The sequence below is a fragment of the Sphingomonas sp. Leaf34 genome, from assembly GCF_001421805.1.
Lineage (GTDB): Bacteria > Pseudomonadota > Alphaproteobacteria > Sphingomonadales > Sphingomonadaceae > Sphingomonas.
Genome location: NZ_LMLC01000006.1, coordinates 24,592 through 43,578, shown reverse-complemented (window position 1 = coordinate 43,578; position 18,987 = coordinate 24,592). Strand labels below are relative to the sequence as shown.

Sequence of the window (18,987 nt, the reverse complement as noted above, 5' to 3'; positions counted from 1 at the left end):
CATCGAGGTTCACGGCACCAATCGATTGTATTCCGCAAAGTGGTGCCGCATCTCTTCGTCGCGCATACCCTCTTCTCTCAAGAGATTGAGGAGCGCTATGGCTCGCTCCTGCTCCATCTCCGGGGTAAGCCGGTGATCCTCGATGGTCCTGACGAACGCACCAATATCCTTCAGCGCCTTTAGCGCCTTGAGGCGCTGCGCAGGTGTTCCGGCCAGTCCGTCGTTGACGATACCAAGAACAATAGCTTGCTTCTTCGGCAATCGACGTTCACGTCCGTTTATGAGAACCGATACCATCTCGTTCACGGCTTCGTGTGCGAGCACTTCGAGCGTCGCGTCCCGCGCCTTCTTCTTGTGGCTTGGACCTGTTGGATTGCCGGACTTCCCCTTCTTGAACTGATGTTCGACCGGCGGCTTGCCCTTGCCGACGGCATAATCGCGATCATCATAGTGTCCCATTACGCACACTCCTCGGCATCGGCAGGTTCGGTGGCGGCGTCAGGCTCACGGTGCAGACGTTCGGCCTGGCCGCCGGTCAGCTTCTCCCAGCGCGCGATGGTGCGATCAACATAGATTGGATCGAACTCGATCAACCGCGCCTGACGACCGGTCCGCTCGGCGGCAATCAGCGTGCTGCCCGAGCCGCCAAACGGGTCCAGCACTCGGTCGCCGATGTTCGTCACGTCCAGGAGCGCCTCGGCCATAAGCACGACCGGCTTGACGGTTGGGTGCAACGCCCGCGCCTTGTTCTTTGCCTTCCCAAATCCGATCATGCCGGGAAACGACCAGACGTTGGTACGGTCGCGACCATTCTTGCCGAGCGCGACATTGTTGATGTGCGGGGCGGAGCCATTCTTGAACACCGCGACGCATTCGTGCTGGCTTCGGTACAGCGAGCCCATACCGCCCCGGCCCTTGTCCCACATGCAGATGTTCAGGCGCTCGCTGAACACCTGTTCGCCGACGCGAAGCAGCTCGAGCAGGTGAGCATGGTCCATGCAGACGAAGACGATTGCGCCATCGGTGAGCTGATCGCGAGCATTCACCAGCGCGATGTCGAGAAAGCGTTCGAATTCGCCCTGCGTCATTTCGCCTGACGCCATGGCAAAATCGCCATGCTTTGCCGAGCTCGTCACGTGCCCCTGGATCTTCACATTATACGGTGGATCGGTGAAGCAGCACGCCGCCCGATCCGCACCCATCAGCGTCGCGTAGGCAGACGGCTCCAAACTGTCGCCGCATATGATCTTGTGATTTCCGAGCGCGTATAGATCGCCAGGCCGTGTCACCGGCTCTTCGTCGATTTCGGGCAGGTCACCGTCGAGATCGTCATACCGTCCGGCAAGATAGCGCCCATCGAGACGATCCATCTCGCCAATGGTGAAGCCGGTGAGCGTCAGATCCAGCGTCGGCACGTCCGCGCGAATCTCCTCCAGCTCGATGCGCAAAGCATCGAGATCATAGTTTGCCACCCCGGGCAGCTTGTTCGCTGCGATGGCATAGGCGCGCAGCTCGGCATCGCTCAGATGAGAGATGCGAATAACCGGGACCTCCCTGAAGCCCAGCTTGCGCGCAACCTCGACACGAAGGTGTCCGTCGATGATGACGTTCGCGCTGTTAATGGTGATGGGATCGAGGATGCCGTATTCGCGGATACTTGCCTCAACGATCTGACGCTTCTTTCCGCCGTGCGTCCGGGTTCGCCGAACGGCAGGCGTCAGGCTTGATAACGCGATCAGCTCCCATTCGCCGACCGCAGATGCTCGATTAGAGCCATGTTCTAATTTTACCTTCGCCACGCAATCACCTCATATAAAAGGCGGCTCGCGAAGATGCACGAAGACGCCAACCACACACTCATTTGGCCTCGTCTTCTGGTTTCAGAGATAGCTCGAGATCTTCTCACGTCAATAGCCTCGCATACCCCACATGTAATTATTTCGATTAAGGCTATACTTTACATTTGTCGGGCCAACCGCCCAATTTACTTTCGTCGGTGCGGAGTACGCACATTCACTGAAACCGACATGCGCTTACGCTGCCAAGGCACGCTATTTTCGCTGCCGGAAACTACAGGGACCGCTGCCGCTAAATTACGAAGATTGCTCGCTTTTCTCGATAAGAAATGCATCATTCATTGCACGAAATGGCGAACGCACGGGTTGGCAGGGAATAGCAGGGAAACGGTACTGGTTGCCGTGACTGCAGAGAAAGGCAGGCGCGTGGCGCGCGTTTGCAGTCTGACCGGCGTCTCCTGCGTACCGTTGCAGACGCAAAAAGGCGCCGAACTCCGCCGTTTCAGGGCGCCGGTCGGCGTGCGTTCGCTAATTCTGGGACTAAATGGCGGAGCGGGAGGGATTCGAACCCTCGATACGCTTTTGACGTATACTCACTTTCCAGGCGAGCGCCTTCGACCACTCGGCCACCGCTCCGCATTGCTCTGGAAGGGGATCTGCTAGAGCGGGTTTCGCGCGCGCGCAAGCGATTGCGTGTGCAGGTGCACTCGGGCAGTCTCCGGCGATGCTGAATTTCCTCTTCGCCGCCGCGCTCGCACAAGCCGTTGCGGCTTCACCCGCCGCCGCGGCGCTCCCCTCGGATCCGGTGCCGGCCGACTGGATCGCGGTGCCGGACGACGAACTGCTCGTATTCACGCTGGCGAACGGGCACAGCTTCACCGTCCGTCTCGCAAGCCGGTACGCGCCGGTCCATGTTGCCAATATCCGCAAGCTTGCCGCTGCCAAGTGGTGGGATCTCGGGACCAGCGTGTACCGGTTGCAGGACAATTATGTCGCGCAATGGGGCGATGCGACCGAGAAGAAGGCGCTGGCCGCGGGCGTCGTCGAAACCCCGCCGGCGGAATATGCGCATGCCGGGCCGACGACGGTGGCGCGGCTGGCGCAACGCGATCCCTATGCCGAATGGGCTGGCTATAGTCGCGACGGATGGCCGCTGGCCGGCAACGGCGCGACCGAGTGGCTGCCGCATTGCTACGGCATGGTCGGCGTCGCGCGCGATCTGGCGCCGAGCACGGGCAGCGGCGCGGAGCTCTATACCGTGATCGGTCATTCGCCGCGTGCGCTCGACCGCAACATCGCGGTCGTCGGGCGCGTGATCGACGGGATCGAGTGGCTGTCGTCGCTACCGCGCGGGACCGGGGATCTGGGCTTCTACACGACCGCGGGCGAGCGCAGCCCGATCGTGTCCGCTCGGCTGGCCAGCGCGCTCCCCGCCGCCGCGCGGCCGCATTTCGAGTATCGCCGCGCGGACAATCCGCGGTTCATCGCCTGGATCGCCTCGCGCGAGAACCGGTCGGGGCCGTTCTTCACGGTGCCGGCGGGCGGCGCGGACATCTGTGCCGCGCTGCCCCCGGTGCGCAAGGCGCCCTAGCGGATGACGGGCGGCTCGCCGAACAGGCCGGCGTTATAATCGTCGATCGCGCGCACGATCTCCTCGCGCGTGGTCATGACGAAAGGGCCGTGCGACACGACGGGTTCGCCGATCGGGTCGGCATGGCCGTAGAGGATCGTGGCGGGCGCTTGCGCGGTGACCGCGATCGTGGCTCCGTCCATCGCGAACGTGGCGAGGTGGTGCGGGTTGACCGGGGTCCCGTTGGCCGAGGGGGACCCGGCAACGACGTAGAAAAAGACTGAGCGACCGGCTGGTGCGGGCAGGTCGACATGCCCCCCCGCCTCGAGCGCGACCGTCATCATCGTAACATCGGTCAGCGACTTGATCGGGCCCTGCGTCTCGCCGAATGCGCCCGAAATCAGGTTCACGACGCCCCCTTCGACGGGAATCGCGGGAATGTCCTCGCGCTGGAGGCCGGTATAAGCGGGCTTGGTCATCTTGAGCCGGCCGGGGAGGTTCACCCAGAGCTGCAGGATTTCCAGCGGGCCGCCGTCGCGCTTGAACGATGCAGGCGATATCTCGGCGTGGATCAGGCCCGAGCCTGCGGTCATCCACTGAATGCCACCCGCGCGGATGACGCTTTCGTGGCCGCCGCTGTCGAGATGCGCCATCTCGCCCTCGAGGATGAAGCTCACCGTCTCGAACCCGCGGTGCGGGTGCGGGCCGAAGGGGAGACCCGAGTTACCGGGGCGATAGGTCTGCGGGCCGTGATGGTTGAGGAACAGGAACGGGTCGACCTGCGGCAGGCCGGGCCCCGGCAGCGGCCTCCGGGTGACGAGATCGGCGATATCGTCGCGCTGAGCGGGGTATTGGCGGAGGAGCTGGCGCATTTTACGACGCCTCGCGGTCGGCGGCCGTGGGGCGCACGATGTCGGCGAGCAGGTCGTCTATACCGGCGACGAGGAAGTCGAGCGTGCGCTGGTCGGTCAGGCGACCGTCGGCGATCTTCTCGTGCACCGCGCCGACGACGGCCTGGGGACGCAGGACGACCCGCGCGCCGATCGACGCCAGCGTCTCGTTCAGCTGGGCATGCGCGCGCGCGCCGCCGACTGCGCCTGGCGAAGAGGTGAGCGTGAAGACCGGCTTGCCCGTCAGCGTCGCCTTGCCGTGCGGGCGCGAGGCCCAGTCGAGCGCGTTCTTCAGGACGCCGGACATGCCGTGGTTATATTCGGGGGAGGCGATGACGATCCCATCGGCCGCGCCGATCGCCGCGCGCAAGGCCGCAACGGCTTCGGGGGGCGTGTCGGTATCGGCGTCCTGGTCATAGAGCGGGACGTCGTTGAGCGGGAAGACCGTGAGCGCGGCCTTGTCGACGACCACCTCGCCAAGCGTGGCAAGGATCGCGCCGTTGTACGAGCCGCGACGCAGGCTGCCGGACAAAGCGAGTAGCACGGGAGAGGACATCGAATTTCCTTAGTTGAAGCGATAGCCGGAGATGGCGGTTTGCAGGACGCGTTCGCCGTAGACCTGCGTGCCGGGCTGGTCTGACGCGGCGGCGGCGACCATGAGTGGCAGGAGGTGCTCCTCACGAGGGTGCGAGAGGCGGCCGGCGGGGGCGTCGGCCCAACGGCCGAGCGCTGCGGCGCGGGCGGTCGGGTCGGCCTCGACCGCGGCGGTGAGCCAGTGGTCGAAGGCCTCGGACGGCGCGGTGAAGCGCGGGTCGCCATAGCCGCGCATGTTGTGGAAGCTCATGCCCGAGCCGACGATCAGGACGCCGTCGTCGCGCAAGGGGGCGAGCGCGCGGCCGGCAGCGGCGTGGAGCGCGGGGTCGAGATCGCGATCGACCGACATTTCGACGACCGGGATATCGGCGTCGGGGAACGCGACCTTCATGGGGATGAAGACGCCGTGATCCAGCCCGCGCATCGGGTCGACGGTGGCGGTCAGGCCGGCACCGCGGAGCAGGTCGACGGCACGCGCGGCCAAAGCGGGATCGCCGGGCGAGTCGTAGCGGATCTCATAGGTATGCGCGGGGAAGCCGCCGTAATCGTAGACCAGCGGCGGGGTGGCGGCGCCGGTGAAGGCGAAGCCGCGCGTCTCCCAGTGACCGGACACAACCAGGACCGCCTTGGGCCTCTCCGGCAGCGAGGCGGCGATCGACCGGAGATATGCGGCCATGCCGGTCCAGTTACCCGCGGGATCGTCCACGAAGAAGCAGGGGCCGCCACCGTGCGGGATGAACAGGGTCGGCTGGCGGGCGTTTGTCATGCTCTTGAGGTAGGCGGCGGCGGCGGTGATCGGAAGGGCGTGAATGGCAACGCTGCGTTGCCGGTTGGCGCGGCGGTCAGGTCCAGTAGAGGATGCGCGCCTGCGGAAGCTTCGCCGCGATCTCGTCCTGGAAAAAGCTGCGGAGCGCGCGCATCGTGTCCGCGTCATAGACATATTTGACCGAGCCGAACTTGGTGCGCTTCTCGCTGCGATTGGCCATGCTGAGATCGAGCGACGAGCCGGGATACCAGGTTTCGAGCACCGCCTTCGATCCGGGCGTATAGCGGTGCGTGATTAGCTCGATCGTCACGTCGGGGATGTCGGCGAGCACCCTGCCCGCCTCCGCCAGCAACGCGCCATACGCCTCGCGCCACCCGTCCGCGGCGATGATCGGCGCGACGGTCAGGCCGATCCGGTAGCCGGCGTCCGCCATCCTGCGCAGTGCCACCAACCGCGCAGCGACGGGACTCGTGCCGCCTTCGAAGCGGGCATAGGCGGCGGGATTGATCGACGCGCGCATCCGGGTGCGGCCGCGGTGGTCGAGATCCAGCAACGGTTCGACCGCATCGAACTTGGTGGTGAAGCGGAGCTGCACGTCGGCCTCCCACGCGCCGAAATGCGCGATCAGCGCGGACAGCGATCCGGTGACGTGCTCGATGCCGAGCGGGTCGGTGTAGCAGGAGGCCTCGAACGTCGTCCCCTCGTGTGCGCGGGTGGTCGAGCGCGAGGTGACCGTGCCCTGCCCCAGATGCGCCGGGAGTTCGGCGAGGATCTCTGGCAGGTTCGCGTAGACGCGCGTGATCGGCGGGCCCTTCAACGAGCCGGCGAGGTAGCAATAGCCGCAATGCGCCGGGCACCCCTCGGCAAGATCGATCCGCCAGTCCGCGCTGGGCGCGATCGGCTGAAGCTTGCGCTTGGAGGGCGGCGCGACGACCAGCGCGAGCGTAGCTTTGGCTTCGGCATAGGCGTGGCGCGAGTCGTCGGGGAGGTCGAGCTTGAGGCGGTCGCTCGGCAGTGTCGTGACGGGTACGCCCAGTGCGGTGGCGCGGGCGACGATCTGGGCGCCGTGATCCCAGGTCAGCGCGGACGGGGTCGCCAGCAGGCGGCGGGGTTGCCAGAGTTTGGGTGAGCGCATCGGGGGACAACGCCGGCCACCGCCGATGCGTTGCCGCTATTTGACGGGGCGCTTTTCGAGCTTCCGCGCGAGCGTGCGGCGATGCATGCCGAGGCGGCGCGCGGTCTCGGAGATGTTGAAGTCGGTTTCGGCGAGCGTGGTGTGGATCCGCTCCCATTCGAGCGTCTTGATCGAGGTCGGGCGCTCGGACAATTCGGTGTCGACGACGCCTTCGGTGCGGTCGAAGGCGGCTTCGATATCGTCGGTGTTCGAGGGTTTGACGAGATAGTGCGACGCGCCGAGCTTGATCGCCTCGACCGCGGTGGCGATGCTCGCAAAACCGGTGAGGACGACGACGAGGATCTCGGGGTCGTGCGCGTGGAGAGTCTGGACGCAGACCAAGCCTGACGCGCCGCCGAGCTTCAGGTCGACCACCGCGTAGCGCGGCGTGCGGTCGGCCAATTGCTCGACGAGTTCCTCGTGGCTGGCCGCCTGCATCACCTCATAGCCGCGGCGTTCGAACGAGCGGCGGAGCGTACGGGCGAACGTCTCGTCGTCCTCGACGATCGCGAGTAACTTCGTGTCCGTCATGGCCCCGTTCATGACAGGGCGATCGCGGAGAGCGGCATACGGATCGTGACTTCCGCACCGCCGCCCTCGCAGTTCACCACGGACACGCCGCCGCCCAGCTTGCGCATGACGTTGACCGCCAGGAACAGGCCGAGGCCGTGGCCGGGTTCGCGCTTGCTCGACTGATACGGCTTGCCGAAGCTCGCGAGTCGTTCGTCGCTGAAGCCCGGGCCGCGATCTCGGACGATCAGCGCGAGGTCGCCGTCGCTGCGTTCGCCGCGGAACGCGACCCAATGCGGCGAGGCTTCGGCGGCGTTGTCGAGCACGTTGGCGATCACCTGTTTGAGTGCGGGATCGGAGACGACCTGCGGATCGTCGCCGACTCGGGTGGTATAGTCGAACTCTACACCCGCATGCACCGCGCGCCATTCGTCGACGATCGCATCAAGGAACTGGTGGAGCGGCATGATTTCGGGCGCCTCACCGCGCGCTTCGCCGGCGGACAGGAGGATGCCGGTGACGATCGCCTTGCAGCGCTGGACCTCGGATTGCATCTCGACGATCTCGGCCTGGAGATCGGCGTCCTGCGCGAGCGTCGGCATGCGGCGCCAGTCGGCGAGGATGACCGCGATCGAGGCGAGCGGCGTGCCGAGCTCGTGCGCGGCGCCCGACGCGAGCAGACCCATGCGGACGATGTGATCCTCCTCAGCGGCCTGCTGGCGGAGATCGGCGAGCCGCGTATCGCGCGCGCGCAAGTTACCCGTGATGCGGGTCATGAACAGCATCAGCAACGTCGCGATCAGCATGAAGCAGAGCAGCGAGCCGATCGTGTAGAGGATGAAATACTCGCCGCTGTAATTGGGCGGCAGGATCAACGGGCGGTAGTAGAGCGTCAGCAGTCCGAAACAGATCGCCGTGACGGCGACGATCGCCCAGCTCGACCAGCGATCGAGTAGCACTGCGCCGAGCACGACGTGGAGCAGATACAGCGAGATGAAAGGATTGGTCGCGCCGCCTGCGAGATAGAGCTGCGTGGTGAGCAGGCCGACGTCGAACAGGAGCGCGAGCAGGAGCTGAATATTTGCGCCCTTGCGCCACCCGTATAGCGGCATGCTGACCAGATTGAGCCCCACCCCCGCCGCCAGCGCCGCAAGCATCGGAATCATCGGCAGATCGAAGCCAAGCGCGAAGCGGGCGAACAATATCGTGACGAACTGTCCGGCCACCGCAATCCAGCGCAGCGTGACGAGCTGACGCATGTTGGCGTTGCCGGTCGCGTCGGTGCGCGCAGTGGCGAGCGCTAGCCACCGTTGCCAGCTTTGACGTGCAACGCTGGCGCCCATGCTTCCCGATGTCACGTGTCGACCGCCCCTCGCCGCTTGCGCGCATCCTGCCGGACGAACACGACGAACGCGACGACCGTCATCGCGGCGAGCGCGAACCAGGTCAGCATGTAGACGAGGTGGTTGTTCGGGAAGGCGATGATCGTCAACCCGCCGATGGGGGCAGCAGTGCCGGTCTTGTCCGCGTCGACGAAATAGGGCGCGACGTTGGTCAGCCCGCGGGCGGCGGCGATCGCGGCGACGTCGCGCGAATACCATTTGCCGGCAGCGGGATCGTTGCTGCGCAGGAAACCGCCACCCGGTTCGGTGATGCGCAGATACCCAGTGATCGTGATCGGGCCGGTCGGCTTGGCATGCGCGGCGCGTTGCTCCGAGGAGACATAGCCGCGGTTGACTAGGACGGTGAAGCCTTGGGCGGTGCGCAGGGGCGTGACGACCCAATAGCCGCTGCCGAGTGCGGTGGCGGCGCGGACCAGCGTCTCGCGGGTATTGTCGAGCGTGCCGTCGAGCCGGATGCGGCGATAGGCGTCGGTGGGGGCGGTGATCGCGCCCCAAGAGGCGGGGCCCGGCGGGGGCGCGGGCGCGGCATGCGCGCGCGCCGCGACCTGTTCGATCAGCTCGAGCTTCCAGGCGCGGCGCTCGATCTGCCAGATGCCGAGCGCCATGAACCCGGCGAACAGCAGCAGCGCGACCAGGCCTGCGACATAGACGGCAGGGCCCGGTCGCGCGCTCATCACATGTCTGCCGCGGCCTGCATCGGCATCATGTTCGTGTTCATGTGGTACATCACCCAGATCGACCCGCTGAGCGTGATGACGACGAGGATGATCGTGAAGATCAGCGCCATCATCGTCCAGCCGCCCTCCGACTTGCCGCTCATGTGCAGGAAGTAGATCATGTGGACGACGATCTGCGCGACCGCGAACACCATCACGACGAGGGCTGCGGTCGACGGATCCTTGAACGCGTCGGTCATGACGATCCAGAACGGGATCGCGGTCAGGATGACCGAGAGGAAGAACCCCTTGATGTAACTGCCACGCGTGCCGTGCGCTGCGTGGTCATGGTCCGCATGCGCGTCATGCGTGTTTGCGTGGGGGTCGCTCATCGTAGGGTGCCCATCAGATAGACGAAGGTGAAGACGCCGATCCAGATGACGTCGAGGAAATGCCAGAACATACTGAGGCACATCAGGCGGCGCTTGTTCGCGGCGATCAGGCCGTGCTTCTGGACCTGCACCATCAGCGTGACGAGCCAGATCAGACCCATCGTGACGTGCAGGCCGTGCGTGCCGACGAGCGTGAAGAACGACGACAGGAACGCGCTGCGCGTCGGGCCCGCACCCTCATGGATGAGGGTGGCGAACTCGTACATTTCGATCGACAGGAACGCGAGACCGAACAGGCCGGTGAACACCAGCCACATCTGCATGACGCGCTGGCGACCTTCCTCCATCGACAGCATCGCGAAGCCGTAGGTGATCGAGGAGAACAGCAGCATCGCGGTGTTCACCGCCACCAGCGGCAGCTCGAAGATCTCCTTCGGGCTGGGACCGCCGGCATAGCTGTTGCCGAGCACGGCATAGGCCGCGAACAAAACCGCGAAGATGAGGCAATCGCTCATCAGGTACATCCAGAAGCCCAGCATCGTGCTGCCGCCCTCGGGATGCTCGTGCTCGTCGAGGTCGTAGAACGAGACCGGCTTGGTCTCGTTCAGACCGTCTTTCATCGGTATTGCGGACATCGCGTCAAGCTCCCTGGATCGCGAGCTGGCGGGTGCGCGCGTCCTCGCTGGCGATCACGTCCTCGACGGGGATGTGATAGTCGCGCTTGTAGTTGAAGGTGTGGAAGATCGTCGTGCCGAAGATGCCGGCGAGTGCCAGCCCTGCGAGCCACCAGACATACCAGATCATCGCGAACCCGAACGCCACGCTGAGCCCGGCGAGCACGACGCCCGTGCCGGTGCCGCTTGGCATATGGATCGCCTTGAACCCGGTCAGCGGACGCACATGCTTGCGATCCTTCATGTCGTACCAGGCATCCAGATCGTGGACGATCGGCGTGAACGCGAAGTTATACTCGGGCGGCGGCGACGAGGTCGCCCACTCGAGCGTACGACCGTTCCACGGATCGCCCGTCAGGTCGGCGAGCCTCTCGCGGTTCCGGATGCTGACGAAGATCTGCATCAGGAAGGCACCGATACCGGCGGCGATCAGCGCTGCACCAAAGGCGGCGATGACGAACCAGATCTGCAGGTTCGGATCGTCGAAATAGCGCATGCGGCGGGTCACGCCCATCAGGCCGAGCACATAGAGCGGCATGAAGGCGAAGTAGAAGCCCGACACCCAGCACCAGAACGAGATCTTGCCCCATGTCTCGTCCAGCTTGAAGCCGAACGCCTTCGGGAACCAGTAGTTGATCCCCGCGAACATGCCGAACAGCGTGCCGCCGATGATCACGTTATGGAAATGCGCGACCAGGAACAGCGAGTTGTGCAGCACGAAGTCGGCAGGCGGCACCGCGAGCAGGACGCCGGTCATGCCGCCGATCGTGAAGGTCACCATGAAGGCGATCGTCCACATCATGGGCAGTTCGAACCGGATCCGGCCCTTGTACATCGTGAACAGCCAGTTGAAGATCTTGGCCCCGGTCGGGATCGAGATGATCATCGTGGTGATGCCGAAGAACGAGTTCACGCTCGCGCCCGACCCCATCGTGAAGAAGTGGTGCAGCCAGACGAGATAGGCGAGGATCGTGATGACGAGCGTCGCATAGACCATCGAGCTGTAGCCGAAGAGGCGCTTGCCCGAGAAGGTCGAGGTGACCTCCGAGAAGATACCGAACGCCGGCAGGACAAGGATGTAGACCTCGGGGTGACCCCAGATCCAGATCAGGTTGACGTACATCATCGGGTTGCCGCCCGAGTCGTTCGTGAAGAACGCGGTGCCGATGTAACGGTCGAGCGACAGCATCGCGAGAACCGCGGTCAGCACCGGGAAGGCGGCGACGATCAGGATGTTGGTGCACAGCGACGTCCAGGTGAAGATCGGCATCTTCATCATGGTCATGCCGGGCGCGCGCATCTTGACGATGGTCGCGACCAGATTGACGCCGGACAAGAGTGTCCCGATGCCCGCGATCTGCAGCGCCCAGATATAGTAATCGACACCGACGTCCGGCGAGTACGCCAGTCCAGAGAGGGGCGGCATCGCCAACCAGCCGGTCCGCGCGAACTCACCGATGAACAGCGACATCATGACGATCACGGCACCCGCCGCGGTCATCCAGAAGCTGAAATTGTTGAGGAACGGGAACGACACGTCGCGCGCGCCGATCTGGAGCGGGACGACATAGTTCATCAGGCCCGTGACCAGCGGCATCGCCACGAAGAAGATCATGATCACGCCGTGCGCGGTGAAGACCTGGTCATAGTGATGCGCGGTCAGGTATCCCTCGGATCCGTTGAACGCCATCGCCTGCTGCGCGCGCATCATGATCGCGTCGGAGAACCCGCGCAACAGCATGACGATCGCCAGGATGATGTACATGATGCCGATCTTCTTGTGATCGACGCTGGTGAACCACTGGTTCCACAGATAGCCCCAGACCTTGAAGTAGGTCAGCGCCGCGACGAGCCCGAGCCCGCCGATCGCCACCATCGCAAAGGTGGCGACGACGATCGGTTCGTGCAGCGGCAGCGACTCCAGGGTCAGGCGGCCGAAGATTGTCTTCAACAGAGTGTCGTTCATGATGGTTCTCTAGCCGTTCGCGACGGGGCGCGTGCCCGGCATGGTGGAGGGGGACAACATCGTATGATTGCGGTTGGACTGCGAGCCCGGCGCGCTGTTGGCGCCGTCCCGTTTTATGTCGGCGGGTGCGGTCCAGTGATTGCCGCTACCCTTCTCGTCGGCGTCCTTCATCAAAGCGCCTTCGACCCGCTCGGACGAATCCTGCGGGCCCTTACCGCCATTGACGCCCGGCATTGCCATGCCGGCGTGCGAGTCCCCCCCGCTTTTTCCGCCGTGCATCATCTGCGACATGCAGACCTTGCCTGGCTGGACGCACTGTTCGACGACCAGCTTGAAAATGTCCGGTGCGACCGCATTGTAATAGCGCACCGGCACCTTCTCGCTCGGCTTCTCCAGTTGGAGATAGCTTGCGCGGTTCAGCCCGCCGCTGGCCTTGGCGCCGCCCTGCTTGACGCGGTTGACCCAGGCCTGGAAGCCCGCGTCGCTCACGCCATGGAAGCGGAAGCGCATGCCCGAAAAGCCCGCGCCGCTATAGTTGGACGAGAAGCCCTCATAATTGCCGGGCTTGTTGATGACCGCGTTCAGCGTCGTCTGCATGCCGGGCATCGTGTAGATCATGCCCGCGAGCGCCGGGATGTAGAACGCGTTCATCACCGACGAGGACGTCATCTGGAAACGGATCGGACGATCGACCGGCGCAGCCAGTTCGTTGACCGTGGCGATACCGTATTCGGGATAGATGAACAGCCACTTCCAATCGAGCGCGACGACCTGCACCTCGAGCGGCTTGCCCGCGCCATTGGCACCGTTGCCCGCCTGCTGCTTGTCGACCAGATTGCCGACCGGCACGTTGTTCGCGAGCGTCGGCGTGTCGGGCTTGATCCGGCCCAGCGGACGATATGGATCGAGCAGATGCGTGCTGGTCCAGGTCAGCGCGCCGAGCGCGATGATGATCAGCAGCGGCACGCCCCAGATCAGCAGTTCGAGCCCGACCGAGTGATCCCAGTTGGGCTCGTACTTGGCGGCCTTGTTCGACTGGCGGTAGCGGAACGCGAAGAACAGCGTCATCGCGATCACCGGCACGATGATCAGAAGCATCAGCCCGGTCGCGATCAGAACGAGATCGCGCTGCTGCACTGCGATGTCGCCCGACGGCGACATCACCACCCAGTTACAGCCGCTGGTCAGCAGCGCCAGAGGTATGGCAGCCAACCATTTTCGGGCCGAGATTTTGGAGCGGGAAAGCTGTGTCACGACGGTCATCCGGTTCCCCTACGCCTGGCTTGCGCTGCGCTACAGTGGACAATTTGTCCAATGGGCGCTGCACTGCAACATCGGCATGGCTTTAGCATCGCGAGGGATAGCATATATTACCCCTGCCCGCATCCGCCGGAACGGCGTATGATCGGGTTCGCGCCCCGAAGAGCGAGTTGAAGAATGAGTGCAAACACAATCCCCGAGACGAGCTTCGAAGCCGACGCTCGCAGTATCCACAGCGACGGCGAACACGTCACGCCGGGCGTGATCGCGATCGGCGTGGTGATCGGCCGCACTTCGGAATTCTTCGACTTCTTCGTGTTCGCGATCGCCTCGGTGCTGGTGTTCCCGACCTTGGTGTTCCCGTATGTCGACCGGTTGCAGGGCACGCTCTATTCGTTCGCGGTGTTCGCGCTGGCGTTCTTCGCCCGCCCGATCGGCACGATCATCTTCATCGCGGTCGATCGCGCTTATGGCCGAAGCGTCAAACTGACGATCTCGATCTTCCTGCTCGGCACCTCGACCGTGGCGATGGGGTTCATCCCCAGCTACGAGTCGGCGGGCAACTGGTCGGTCGCGATCCTCGCCCTGCTGCGCATCGGCCAGGGCATCGCGCTCGGCGGCGCTTGGGACGGCTTGGCGTCACTCCTGTCGCTCAACTCGCCTGAGAAGCATCGCGGCTGGTATGCGATGCTGCCGCAGCTGGGGGCGCCGATCGGTTTGCTGGTCGCCAGCGGCCTGTTCGCGTTCTTCGTAGCGGCGCTGCCCAACGAGGACTTCTTCGCCTGGGGTTGGCGCTATCCGTTCTTCGTGGCGTTCGCGATCAACGTCGTCGCGCTGTTCGCTCGCCTCCGCCTCGTGGTGACCCCCGAATTCGAAGAGATGTACGCCAAGCGCGAGCTCGAGCCCGCGCCGGTCGTCGAGACCGTGCAGTCGCAGTGGAAAGCGATCTGGCTCGGCTCGTTCGTGCCGCTCGCCAGCTTCGCTCTGTTCCACATGGTGACGGTGTTCCCGCTGTCGTGGGTCGTGCTGTTCACGCGCGAGGCGCCCGCGCGCTTCCTGATGGTCGAGGTGATCGGCGCGGTGATCGGGATCGGCGCGATGCTGGTCTCGGGTCTGCTGGCGGACCGGTTCGGGCGTCGCACGATGCTGGGGACGATCGCGGTGCTGATCGCGCTGTTCGCGATCGCGGCACCGTCGCTGCTGGGTGGCGGCGAGGTCGGCGAGCGCCTGTTCATGGGCATCGGCTTCCTGTTGTTCGGCCTGTCGTTCGGCCAGTCCTCGGGCGCGATCGCCTCGAGCCTGTCGCCGCAGCACCGATATACGGGGTCGGCGCTGACGACCGATCTGGCGTGGCTGTTCGGCGCGGGCTTCGCGCCGCTGGCGGCACTGCTGTTGACGAGCGAGCTGGGTCTCGCCGCGAGCGGCGCCTATCTGTTTTCGGGCGCGGTGTTCACGCTGGTCGCGCTGGGGCTGAACAAGCAGCTCGCCAAGCGCGACATCGCGCGCTGAGCTGCCGAGGCTGACGGACCTACCAACAAGATCCCACCCCGGCGAAGGCCAGGGCGCAATTGGGGGACGGGGATGGCCAAGGTGTTCCCCGCCTTACCACGACCTAGCAAATTTGGCCCCGGCCTTCGCCGGGGTGGTGGTTCCGGGAATGCTTTGAGTCGCCGACACATTGTCACCCCAGCGAGCGCTGGGGTCTCCCCGGGGCGGATGCCGTACCCCGGAACAGGAAGATCCCAGCTTTCGCTGGGATGATGGCGAAAGCAATTACGCCCGCCGACGATCGATCGCCCAAGACAGCGCCCAGATCGCAAACCCGCCGAGCGCGAGCGCGGTCCCGACCCAGCCGGTGGACGGCAGCCCGAACCCACCCGCAATCGCCAGACCACCAAGCCAGGGCCCGATCGCATTCGCGGTATTGAACGCGGAATGGTTGAGCGCCGCCGCCAAGGTCTGCGCCTCCTCGGCAACATCCATCAGTCGCGTCTGGAGGATGGTCGACAATCCGCCCCCGCACCCGATCAGCACCACCACCGGCAGGATCGCCCATAGATGCGGTGTCGCCGGTGCGTAGAGCGCCAGCGCCGCTGCGCCGAACAGCAAGGTGATCCCTGCGGCGGGCATCAGCGCGACGTCCGCCGCCTTTGCGCACACCAGCGTGCCGATCGTCATCCCGACGCCGAACAGCGCGAACGCGACAGGCGTGAACGCGGACGATACGCCCGTCACCTCGGTCAGCGTCGAGGCGAGATAGGTATAGACGCAGAAGATTCCGCCGAACCCGACCGCGCCGATCGCCAGCGTCAGCCATACCTGCCCGTTGCGCAGCGCCGCCAGTTCGCCGAGCGGGCTTGCATCCTTTGCCGGTCGCAGGACCGGTGCGAATTTGGACAGCATCAGCACCGTCGCCGCGGCAATGATCGCCACGATCCCGAACCCCCAGCGCCAGCCGAACCACTGGCCAATGCCATTGGCGAGCGGCACCCCGGCAATCGTCGCGATCGTCAGCCCGAGCATCATCCGCGACACCGCGCGCGACCGCTTCTCGCGCGGCACCATCGACGCCGCGACCAGCGACCCAACGCCAAAATACGCGCCATGCGGCAACCCGCTCAGGAACCTGGCGAGCAACATCAGGTGATAGGTCGGCGCGAGCGCGGACAGCCCGTTGGCGATCCCCAGAAACGTCATCAGCCCGATCAGCAGTACGCGCCGCTCGATCTTCGCGGCCAGCACCGCGATCGTCGGGGCCCCGACGACGACGCCGAGCGCATAGGCGCTGATCACGTGCCCCGCAGTCGGTTCGTCGATCCCAAGTCCGCGCGCAAACTGCGGCAACAGGCTCATCGCGGCGAACTCGGTAGTCCCGATCGCGAACCCACCCACCGCAAGCGCGAGCAACGCCAGCCGTGCATTGAGGGATCGGGCGGCGGGTGGGGCTGCGACTGCAGCGACTGGAACGGCTTGGTCGGTGTCGATCATGCGGTTTATTTCGCAGTTGCAGCATAAAGCTTCAACCCGCGGACCCCCGATCAAATATCAGCCGCGCCCAAGCCTGTGTTCGTCGGTGACGACCTTCGTCAGACCCCATCACCGATCGGCGCGGTCATGATCACGCGCAGTCCCGGCATGTTGTCGTCATGCTCGATCGTGCCCGACAGCCCGGCAACGATCGCGTTCATCATCCGGCTGCCAAAGCCTTCGCGCGTGCCTACCTTACCCGAGCCCTCGTCCGCAACGATCAGGCGAAGGCGGTTGCGATGCTGTTCGAGCGCGATCAGGATCGGGCCCGGACGTCCGCCATACGCATATTTGCTGGCGTTGATGACCAGTTCGGTCAGCACCAAACCGATGTTCACCGCGCGATCGGTCGGCACCAGGATCGGCGCGAGATCGAGCCGCATGTGCGCCGCCCAGTCCGCGCCAAGCGAGGTCTTCATGTCGCCCGCCAGCTCCTCGAGATAGCGCGACAGATCGACCGACTCGACCTGATCGTCGCGGTACAGCCGGCGATGCACCAGCGCGACCGCGGACAGCCGCGCCTGCGCCTCGGCGAGATGCTCCTTGACCTTGGCATCGTCGGACGCCTTGGCCTGCAGCGCGAGGAACGCCGCGACCAGCTGAAGGCTGTTCTGGACGCGATGGTTGACCTCCTTCATCAGGACGTCCTTCTGCGCGATCAGCACGTCCTTGTCGGCCAGCGTGCGTTGCAGGTCGGCGTTGAGCAGGCGAAGCCGCTGGTTGATATGCGCATCGTGGAACGCGCGGCGCAACCGGTGCGCGGCCTCGACTTCCTCAAGCGTCCAGCAGCGCGATCGCCCGGACACGACCTGCGTCCAGGACTCGAACGAGGCGCGCGGGGTCAGCGCCGCGGTCGGGTCGAGCGCCACCGCCTTGTGCGGGTTACCCGCCCATTCGACCTCTTCGGCCTGCTCGGCGCGGAACCACAACAGCATCGCGCCCTCGTCGATTAGCGGCAACGCCAGGACACCGCTCGCGCACGTCCGATACGTATCCGCACGCGGGAACAGCACGGGAAGTTCGTGCGTCGCGAAGGTGTCGATTCCGCTGCGCGCGGACACCCAGGCGGCGAGATCGCGGATGTCGTCTTTCGCCGGGCACACGCCCCCGGTGTCGACGACCGTTCCCTGAACGAATGCGAAGCCGTCGCCATCGAGCATCCGCCGCAGATCGTCGCGCAGTGCGGCGACGGTGCGGCGCGGCGCAGGCTCGGTCGCGAGCTTTGGAATCACCGCGTCTTCCGCACCGCGCAGGCGCAGCCGTTCGCGGTAGATCTCGGCCTCCTCCTTGGCGCGGATCTGGCGGGCGAGACCGCTGGCAAGCGTCGCGGACGCGGCGCGGATGTCGGGCGTCAGGCCGCGCGGCGATCCGTGGTGGCACGCGATCATACCCCAGAGCACACCGTCCTTGACAATCGAAATCGATGCCGAGGCAGCAACCCCCATGTTGGCGAGATAGCGCAAGTGGATCGGCGAGACGCTGCGCAACGCGACGTCGCTCAGATCGATCGACTCGAACCCGGCGGGACGCAGCACCGCTGGCGTGTAGCTTATCGTCGGGATCGTCCGCGTCCGATTGCGCACATACAGCACGCGAGCCTGTTTAGGGATATCCGACGCGGGGAAGTGATGATGGAGGAAGGTGCCGAGTCCGTCGACCTTGTCCTCCGCCATCACGCGGCCGGCTTCGTCATCGAGAAAGCGGTAGACCATGACCCGGTCGAACCCGGTAAGCTGGCGAAACGCGATCGCGGCGCGGGCGCATAGCGCGTTCAGATCGGTCGCGCGCTCGAACGTTGCGGCCATCGCGTTGAGCCGACCGAGCATGTATGCCGCGGTCACCGGCGCGACGTCGACCTGTTCGAGTTCGACGAGCACGTGATCGCCGGCGCGGTGGAGCGTCACTTCGAACCGCCCCGTCAGCCCGACAACGGGTTCGCCGATGAGGCCCCCCAGCGGTATCTCGTCGGCGAGCAGCGACCGGACGTCCTGCGCAATCAGCCGCGACAGATCCGCGCCGAGCCATTCGGGCGACAATCGCCGTTCGATATCGCCGGCACCCGCGACGATCGCCAGCGATTCCGCATCGGCGACCAGCAACAGGCCGTGCGGCTGAATCGCACCGGGAATATGGATCGGCTCGCGGTCGCAGGCGGTCAGATCGAGCCCGCTGTCCTGGCGCTGCGCGAGATCGAGCGCGGCGGTATTGGCATCGGTCAACGTCGTCATCGGCCAAGGCCCTCCTCGTCTCAAGCTCCGCTTTGCCGACGTCCGCGGAACAAAGCAAATACCCCGGCCTTGTCAGCATGT

The 18,987-nt window shown here is 65.1% G+C and carries 17 protein-coding genes and 1 tRNA gene; 2 read left to right on the top strand and 16 right to left on the bottom strand.

Annotated elements, in window-relative coordinates:
• Nucleotides 1-9 precede the first annotated feature (9 nt).
• From ASF00_RS17620 to ASF00_RS17610, 3 genes are all read right to left on the bottom strand, one after another.
• Complete coding sequence (locus ASF00_RS17620; RefSeq protein WP_055882605.1) at nucleotides 10-459, bottom strand: DUF5681 domain-containing protein; 450 nt, start codon at nucleotides 457-459, stop codon at nucleotides 10-12.
• The gene (locus tag ASF00_RS17615; RefSeq protein ID WP_055882602.1) at nucleotides 459-1,799 is read right to left on the bottom strand and encodes a site-specific DNA-methyltransferase; all 1,341 of its coding nucleotides are present in this window, start codon (nucleotides 1,797-1,799) and stop codon (nucleotides 459-461) included. The genes ASF00_RS17620 and ASF00_RS17615 overlap by 1 nt, the downstream gene beginning before the upstream one ends.
• Before the next feature lie 542 nt (nucleotides 1,800-2,341).
• A tRNA-Ser gene (locus ASF00_RS17610) sits at nucleotides 2,342-2,432 on the bottom strand.
• 88 nt (nucleotides 2,433-2,520) lie between these two features.
• Here ASF00_RS17610 and ASF00_RS17605 point away from each other — a divergent pair.
• Nucleotides 2,521-3,387: a peptidylprolyl isomerase gene (locus tag ASF00_RS17605; RefSeq protein WP_055882600.1), complete on the top strand. Its 867-nt coding sequence runs from the start codon at nucleotides 2,521-2,523 to the stop codon at nucleotides 3,385-3,387.
• Here the strand turns inward: ASF00_RS17605 and ASF00_RS17600 are convergent.
• The 11 genes from ASF00_RS17600 to ASF00_RS17550 form a co-directional block, all read right to left on the bottom strand.
• Entirely contained in the window at nucleotides 3,384-4,238 is an 855-nt protein-coding gene (locus tag ASF00_RS17600) for a pirin family protein (RefSeq protein ID WP_055882597.1), read from the bottom strand. The two genes, ASF00_RS17605 and ASF00_RS17600, sit on opposite strands and share 4 nt — an antisense overlap.
• Before the next feature lies 1 nt (nucleotide 4,239).
• Nucleotides 4,240-4,812, bottom strand: a complete 573-nt coding sequence (locus ASF00_RS17595) for an NADPH-dependent FMN reductase (protein WP_055882596.1) — start codon at nucleotides 4,810-4,812, stop codon at nucleotides 4,240-4,242.
• Between the two features lie 9 nt (nucleotides 4,813-4,821).
• The gene (locus ASF00_RS17590; RefSeq protein ID WP_055882593.1) at nucleotides 4,822-5,616 is read right to left on the bottom strand and encodes a DODA-type extradiol aromatic ring-opening family dioxygenase; all 795 of its coding nucleotides are present in this window, start codon (nucleotides 5,614-5,616) and stop codon (nucleotides 4,822-4,824) included.
• Between the two features lie 76 nt (nucleotides 5,617-5,692).
• On the bottom strand, nucleotides 5,693-6,751 hold the full coding sequence (locus ASF00_RS17585) for a spore photoproduct lyase family protein (RefSeq protein WP_055882590.1): 1,059 nt from the start codon (nucleotides 6,749-6,751) through the stop codon (nucleotides 5,693-5,695).
• A gap of 36 nt (nucleotides 6,752-6,787) precedes the next feature.
• Nucleotides 6,788-7,321 carry a response regulator transcription factor gene (locus tag ASF00_RS17580; protein ID WP_055882685.1) on the bottom strand — a complete coding sequence of 178 codons (534 nt, stop codon included), beginning with the start codon at nucleotides 7,319-7,321 and terminating at the stop codon, nucleotides 6,788-6,790.
• Nucleotides 7,322-7,329: 8 nt separating this feature from the next.
• Nucleotides 7,330-8,643 carry an ATP-binding protein gene (locus ASF00_RS17575; protein ID WP_082463537.1) on the bottom strand — a complete coding sequence of 438 codons (1,314 nt, stop codon included), beginning with the start codon at nucleotides 8,641-8,643 and terminating at the stop codon, nucleotides 7,330-7,332.
• 11 nt (nucleotides 8,644-8,654) lie between these two features.
• Nucleotides 8,655-9,377 (bottom strand): SURF1 family protein, encoded by a 723-nt coding sequence (locus ASF00_RS17570; protein WP_055882587.1) that lies wholly within the window; start codon nucleotides 9,375-9,377, stop codon nucleotides 8,655-8,657.
• The gene (cyoD, locus tag ASF00_RS17565) at nucleotides 9,377-9,751 is read right to left on the bottom strand and encodes a cytochrome o ubiquinol oxidase subunit IV (protein WP_055882584.1); all 375 of its coding nucleotides are present in this window, start codon (nucleotides 9,749-9,751) and stop codon (nucleotides 9,377-9,379) included. The genes ASF00_RS17570 and cyoD overlap by 1 nt, the downstream gene beginning before the upstream one ends.
• Nucleotides 9,748-10,371, bottom strand: coding sequence for a cytochrome o ubiquinol oxidase subunit III (cyoC, locus tag ASF00_RS17560; protein WP_156348431.1), 624 nt, complete (start codon nucleotides 10,369-10,371; stop codon nucleotides 9,748-9,750). Before cyoC ends, cyoD begins: the two co-directional genes overlap by 4 nt.
• Nucleotides 10,372-10,390: 19 nt before the next feature.
• On the bottom strand, nucleotides 10,391-12,391 hold the full coding sequence (cyoB, locus tag ASF00_RS17555; protein WP_055882578.1) for a cytochrome o ubiquinol oxidase subunit I: 2,001 nt from the start codon (nucleotides 12,389-12,391) through the stop codon (nucleotides 10,391-10,393).
• Nucleotides 12,392-12,400: 9 nt separating this feature from the next.
• Nucleotides 12,401-13,552, bottom strand: coding sequence for a ubiquinol oxidase subunit II (locus tag ASF00_RS17550; RefSeq protein ID WP_200910564.1), 1,152 nt, complete (start codon nucleotides 13,550-13,552; stop codon nucleotides 12,401-12,403).
• Nucleotides 13,553-13,828: 276 nt separating this feature from the next.
• On the opposite strand from ASF00_RS17550, the gene ASF00_RS17545 reads away from it, so the two are divergent.
• The gene (locus ASF00_RS17545; RefSeq protein ID WP_055882573.1) at nucleotides 13,829-15,160 is read left to right on the top strand and encodes an MFS transporter; all 1,332 of its coding nucleotides are present in this window, start codon (nucleotides 13,829-13,831) and stop codon (nucleotides 15,158-15,160) included.
• 264 nt (nucleotides 15,161-15,424) lie between these two features.
• Here ASF00_RS17545 and ASF00_RS17540 read toward each other — a convergent pair whose 3' ends face one another.
• The gene (locus ASF00_RS17540) at nucleotides 15,425-16,639 is read right to left on the bottom strand and encodes an MFS transporter (RefSeq protein ID WP_055882571.1); all 1,215 of its coding nucleotides are present in this window, start codon (nucleotides 16,637-16,639) and stop codon (nucleotides 15,425-15,427) included.
• Nucleotides 16,640-16,737: 98 nt separating this feature from the next.
• Nucleotides 16,738-18,906, bottom strand: a complete 2,169-nt coding sequence (locus ASF00_RS17535; protein WP_055882566.1) for a histidine kinase dimerization/phosphoacceptor domain -containing protein — start codon at nucleotides 18,904-18,906, stop codon at nucleotides 16,738-16,740.
• Between the last annotated feature and the right edge of the window lie 81 nt (nucleotides 18,907-18,987).

Excerpts from the sequence above, each read along its gene's own strand:
- ASF00_RS17620 (WP_055882605.1), bottom strand. The coding sequence starts at position 459 with ATGGGACACTATGATGATCGCGATTATGCCGTCGGCAAGGGCAAGCCG.
- ASF00_RS17605 (WP_055882600.1), top strand. The coding sequence starts at position 2,521 with ATGCTGAATTTCCTCTTCGCCGCCGCGCTCGCACAAGCCGTTGCGGCT.
- ASF00_RS17600 (WP_055882597.1), bottom strand. The coding sequence starts at position 4,238 with ATGCGCCAGCTCCTCCGCCAATACCCCGCTCAGCGCGACGATATCGCC.
- ASF00_RS17595 (WP_055882596.1), bottom strand. The coding sequence starts at position 4,812 with ATGTCCTCTCCCGTGCTACTCGCTTTGTCCGGCAGCCTGCGTCGCGGC.
- ASF00_RS17590 (WP_055882593.1), bottom strand. The coding sequence starts at position 5,616 with ATGACAAACGCCCGCCAGCCGACCCTGTTCATCCCGCACGGTGGCGGC.
- ASF00_RS17585 (WP_055882590.1), bottom strand. The coding sequence starts at position 6,751 with ATGCGCTCACCCAAACTCTGGCAACCCCGCCGCCTGCTGGCGACCCCG.
- ASF00_RS17580 (WP_055882685.1), bottom strand. The coding sequence starts at position 7,321 with ATGACGGACACGAAGTTACTCGCGATCGTCGAGGACGACGAGACGTTC.
- ASF00_RS17575 (WP_082463537.1), bottom strand. The coding sequence starts at position 8,643 with ATGGGCGCCAGCGTTGCACGTCAAAGCTGGCAACGGTGGCTAGCGCTC.
- ASF00_RS17570 (WP_055882587.1), bottom strand. The coding sequence starts at position 9,377 with ATGAGCGCGCGACCGGGCCCTGCCGTCTATGTCGCAGGCCTGGTCGCG.
- cyoD (WP_055882584.1), bottom strand. The coding sequence starts at position 9,751 with ATGAGCGACCCCCACGCAAACACGCATGACGCGCATGCGGACCATGAC.
- cyoC (WP_156348431.1), bottom strand. The coding sequence starts at position 10,371 with ATGAAAGACGGTCTGAACGAGACCAAGCCGGTCTCGTTCTACGACCTC.
- cyoB (WP_055882578.1), bottom strand. The coding sequence starts at position 12,391 with ATGAACGACACTCTGTTGAAGACAATCTTCGGCCGCCTGACCCTGGAG.
- ASF00_RS17550 (WP_200910564.1), bottom strand. The coding sequence starts at position 13,552 with ATGTCGCCGTCGGGCGACATCGCAGTGCAGCAGCGCGATCTCGTTCTG.
- ASF00_RS17545 (WP_055882573.1), top strand. The coding sequence starts at position 13,829 with ATGAGTGCAAACACAATCCCCGAGACGAGCTTCGAAGCCGACGCTCGC.
- ASF00_RS17540 (WP_055882571.1), bottom strand. The coding sequence starts at position 16,639 with ATGATCGACACCGACCAAGCCGTTCCAGTCGCTGCAGTCGCAGCCCCA.
- ASF00_RS17535 (WP_055882566.1), bottom strand. The coding sequence starts at position 18,906 with ATGACGACGTTGACCGATGCCAATACCGCCGCGCTCGATCTCGCGCAG.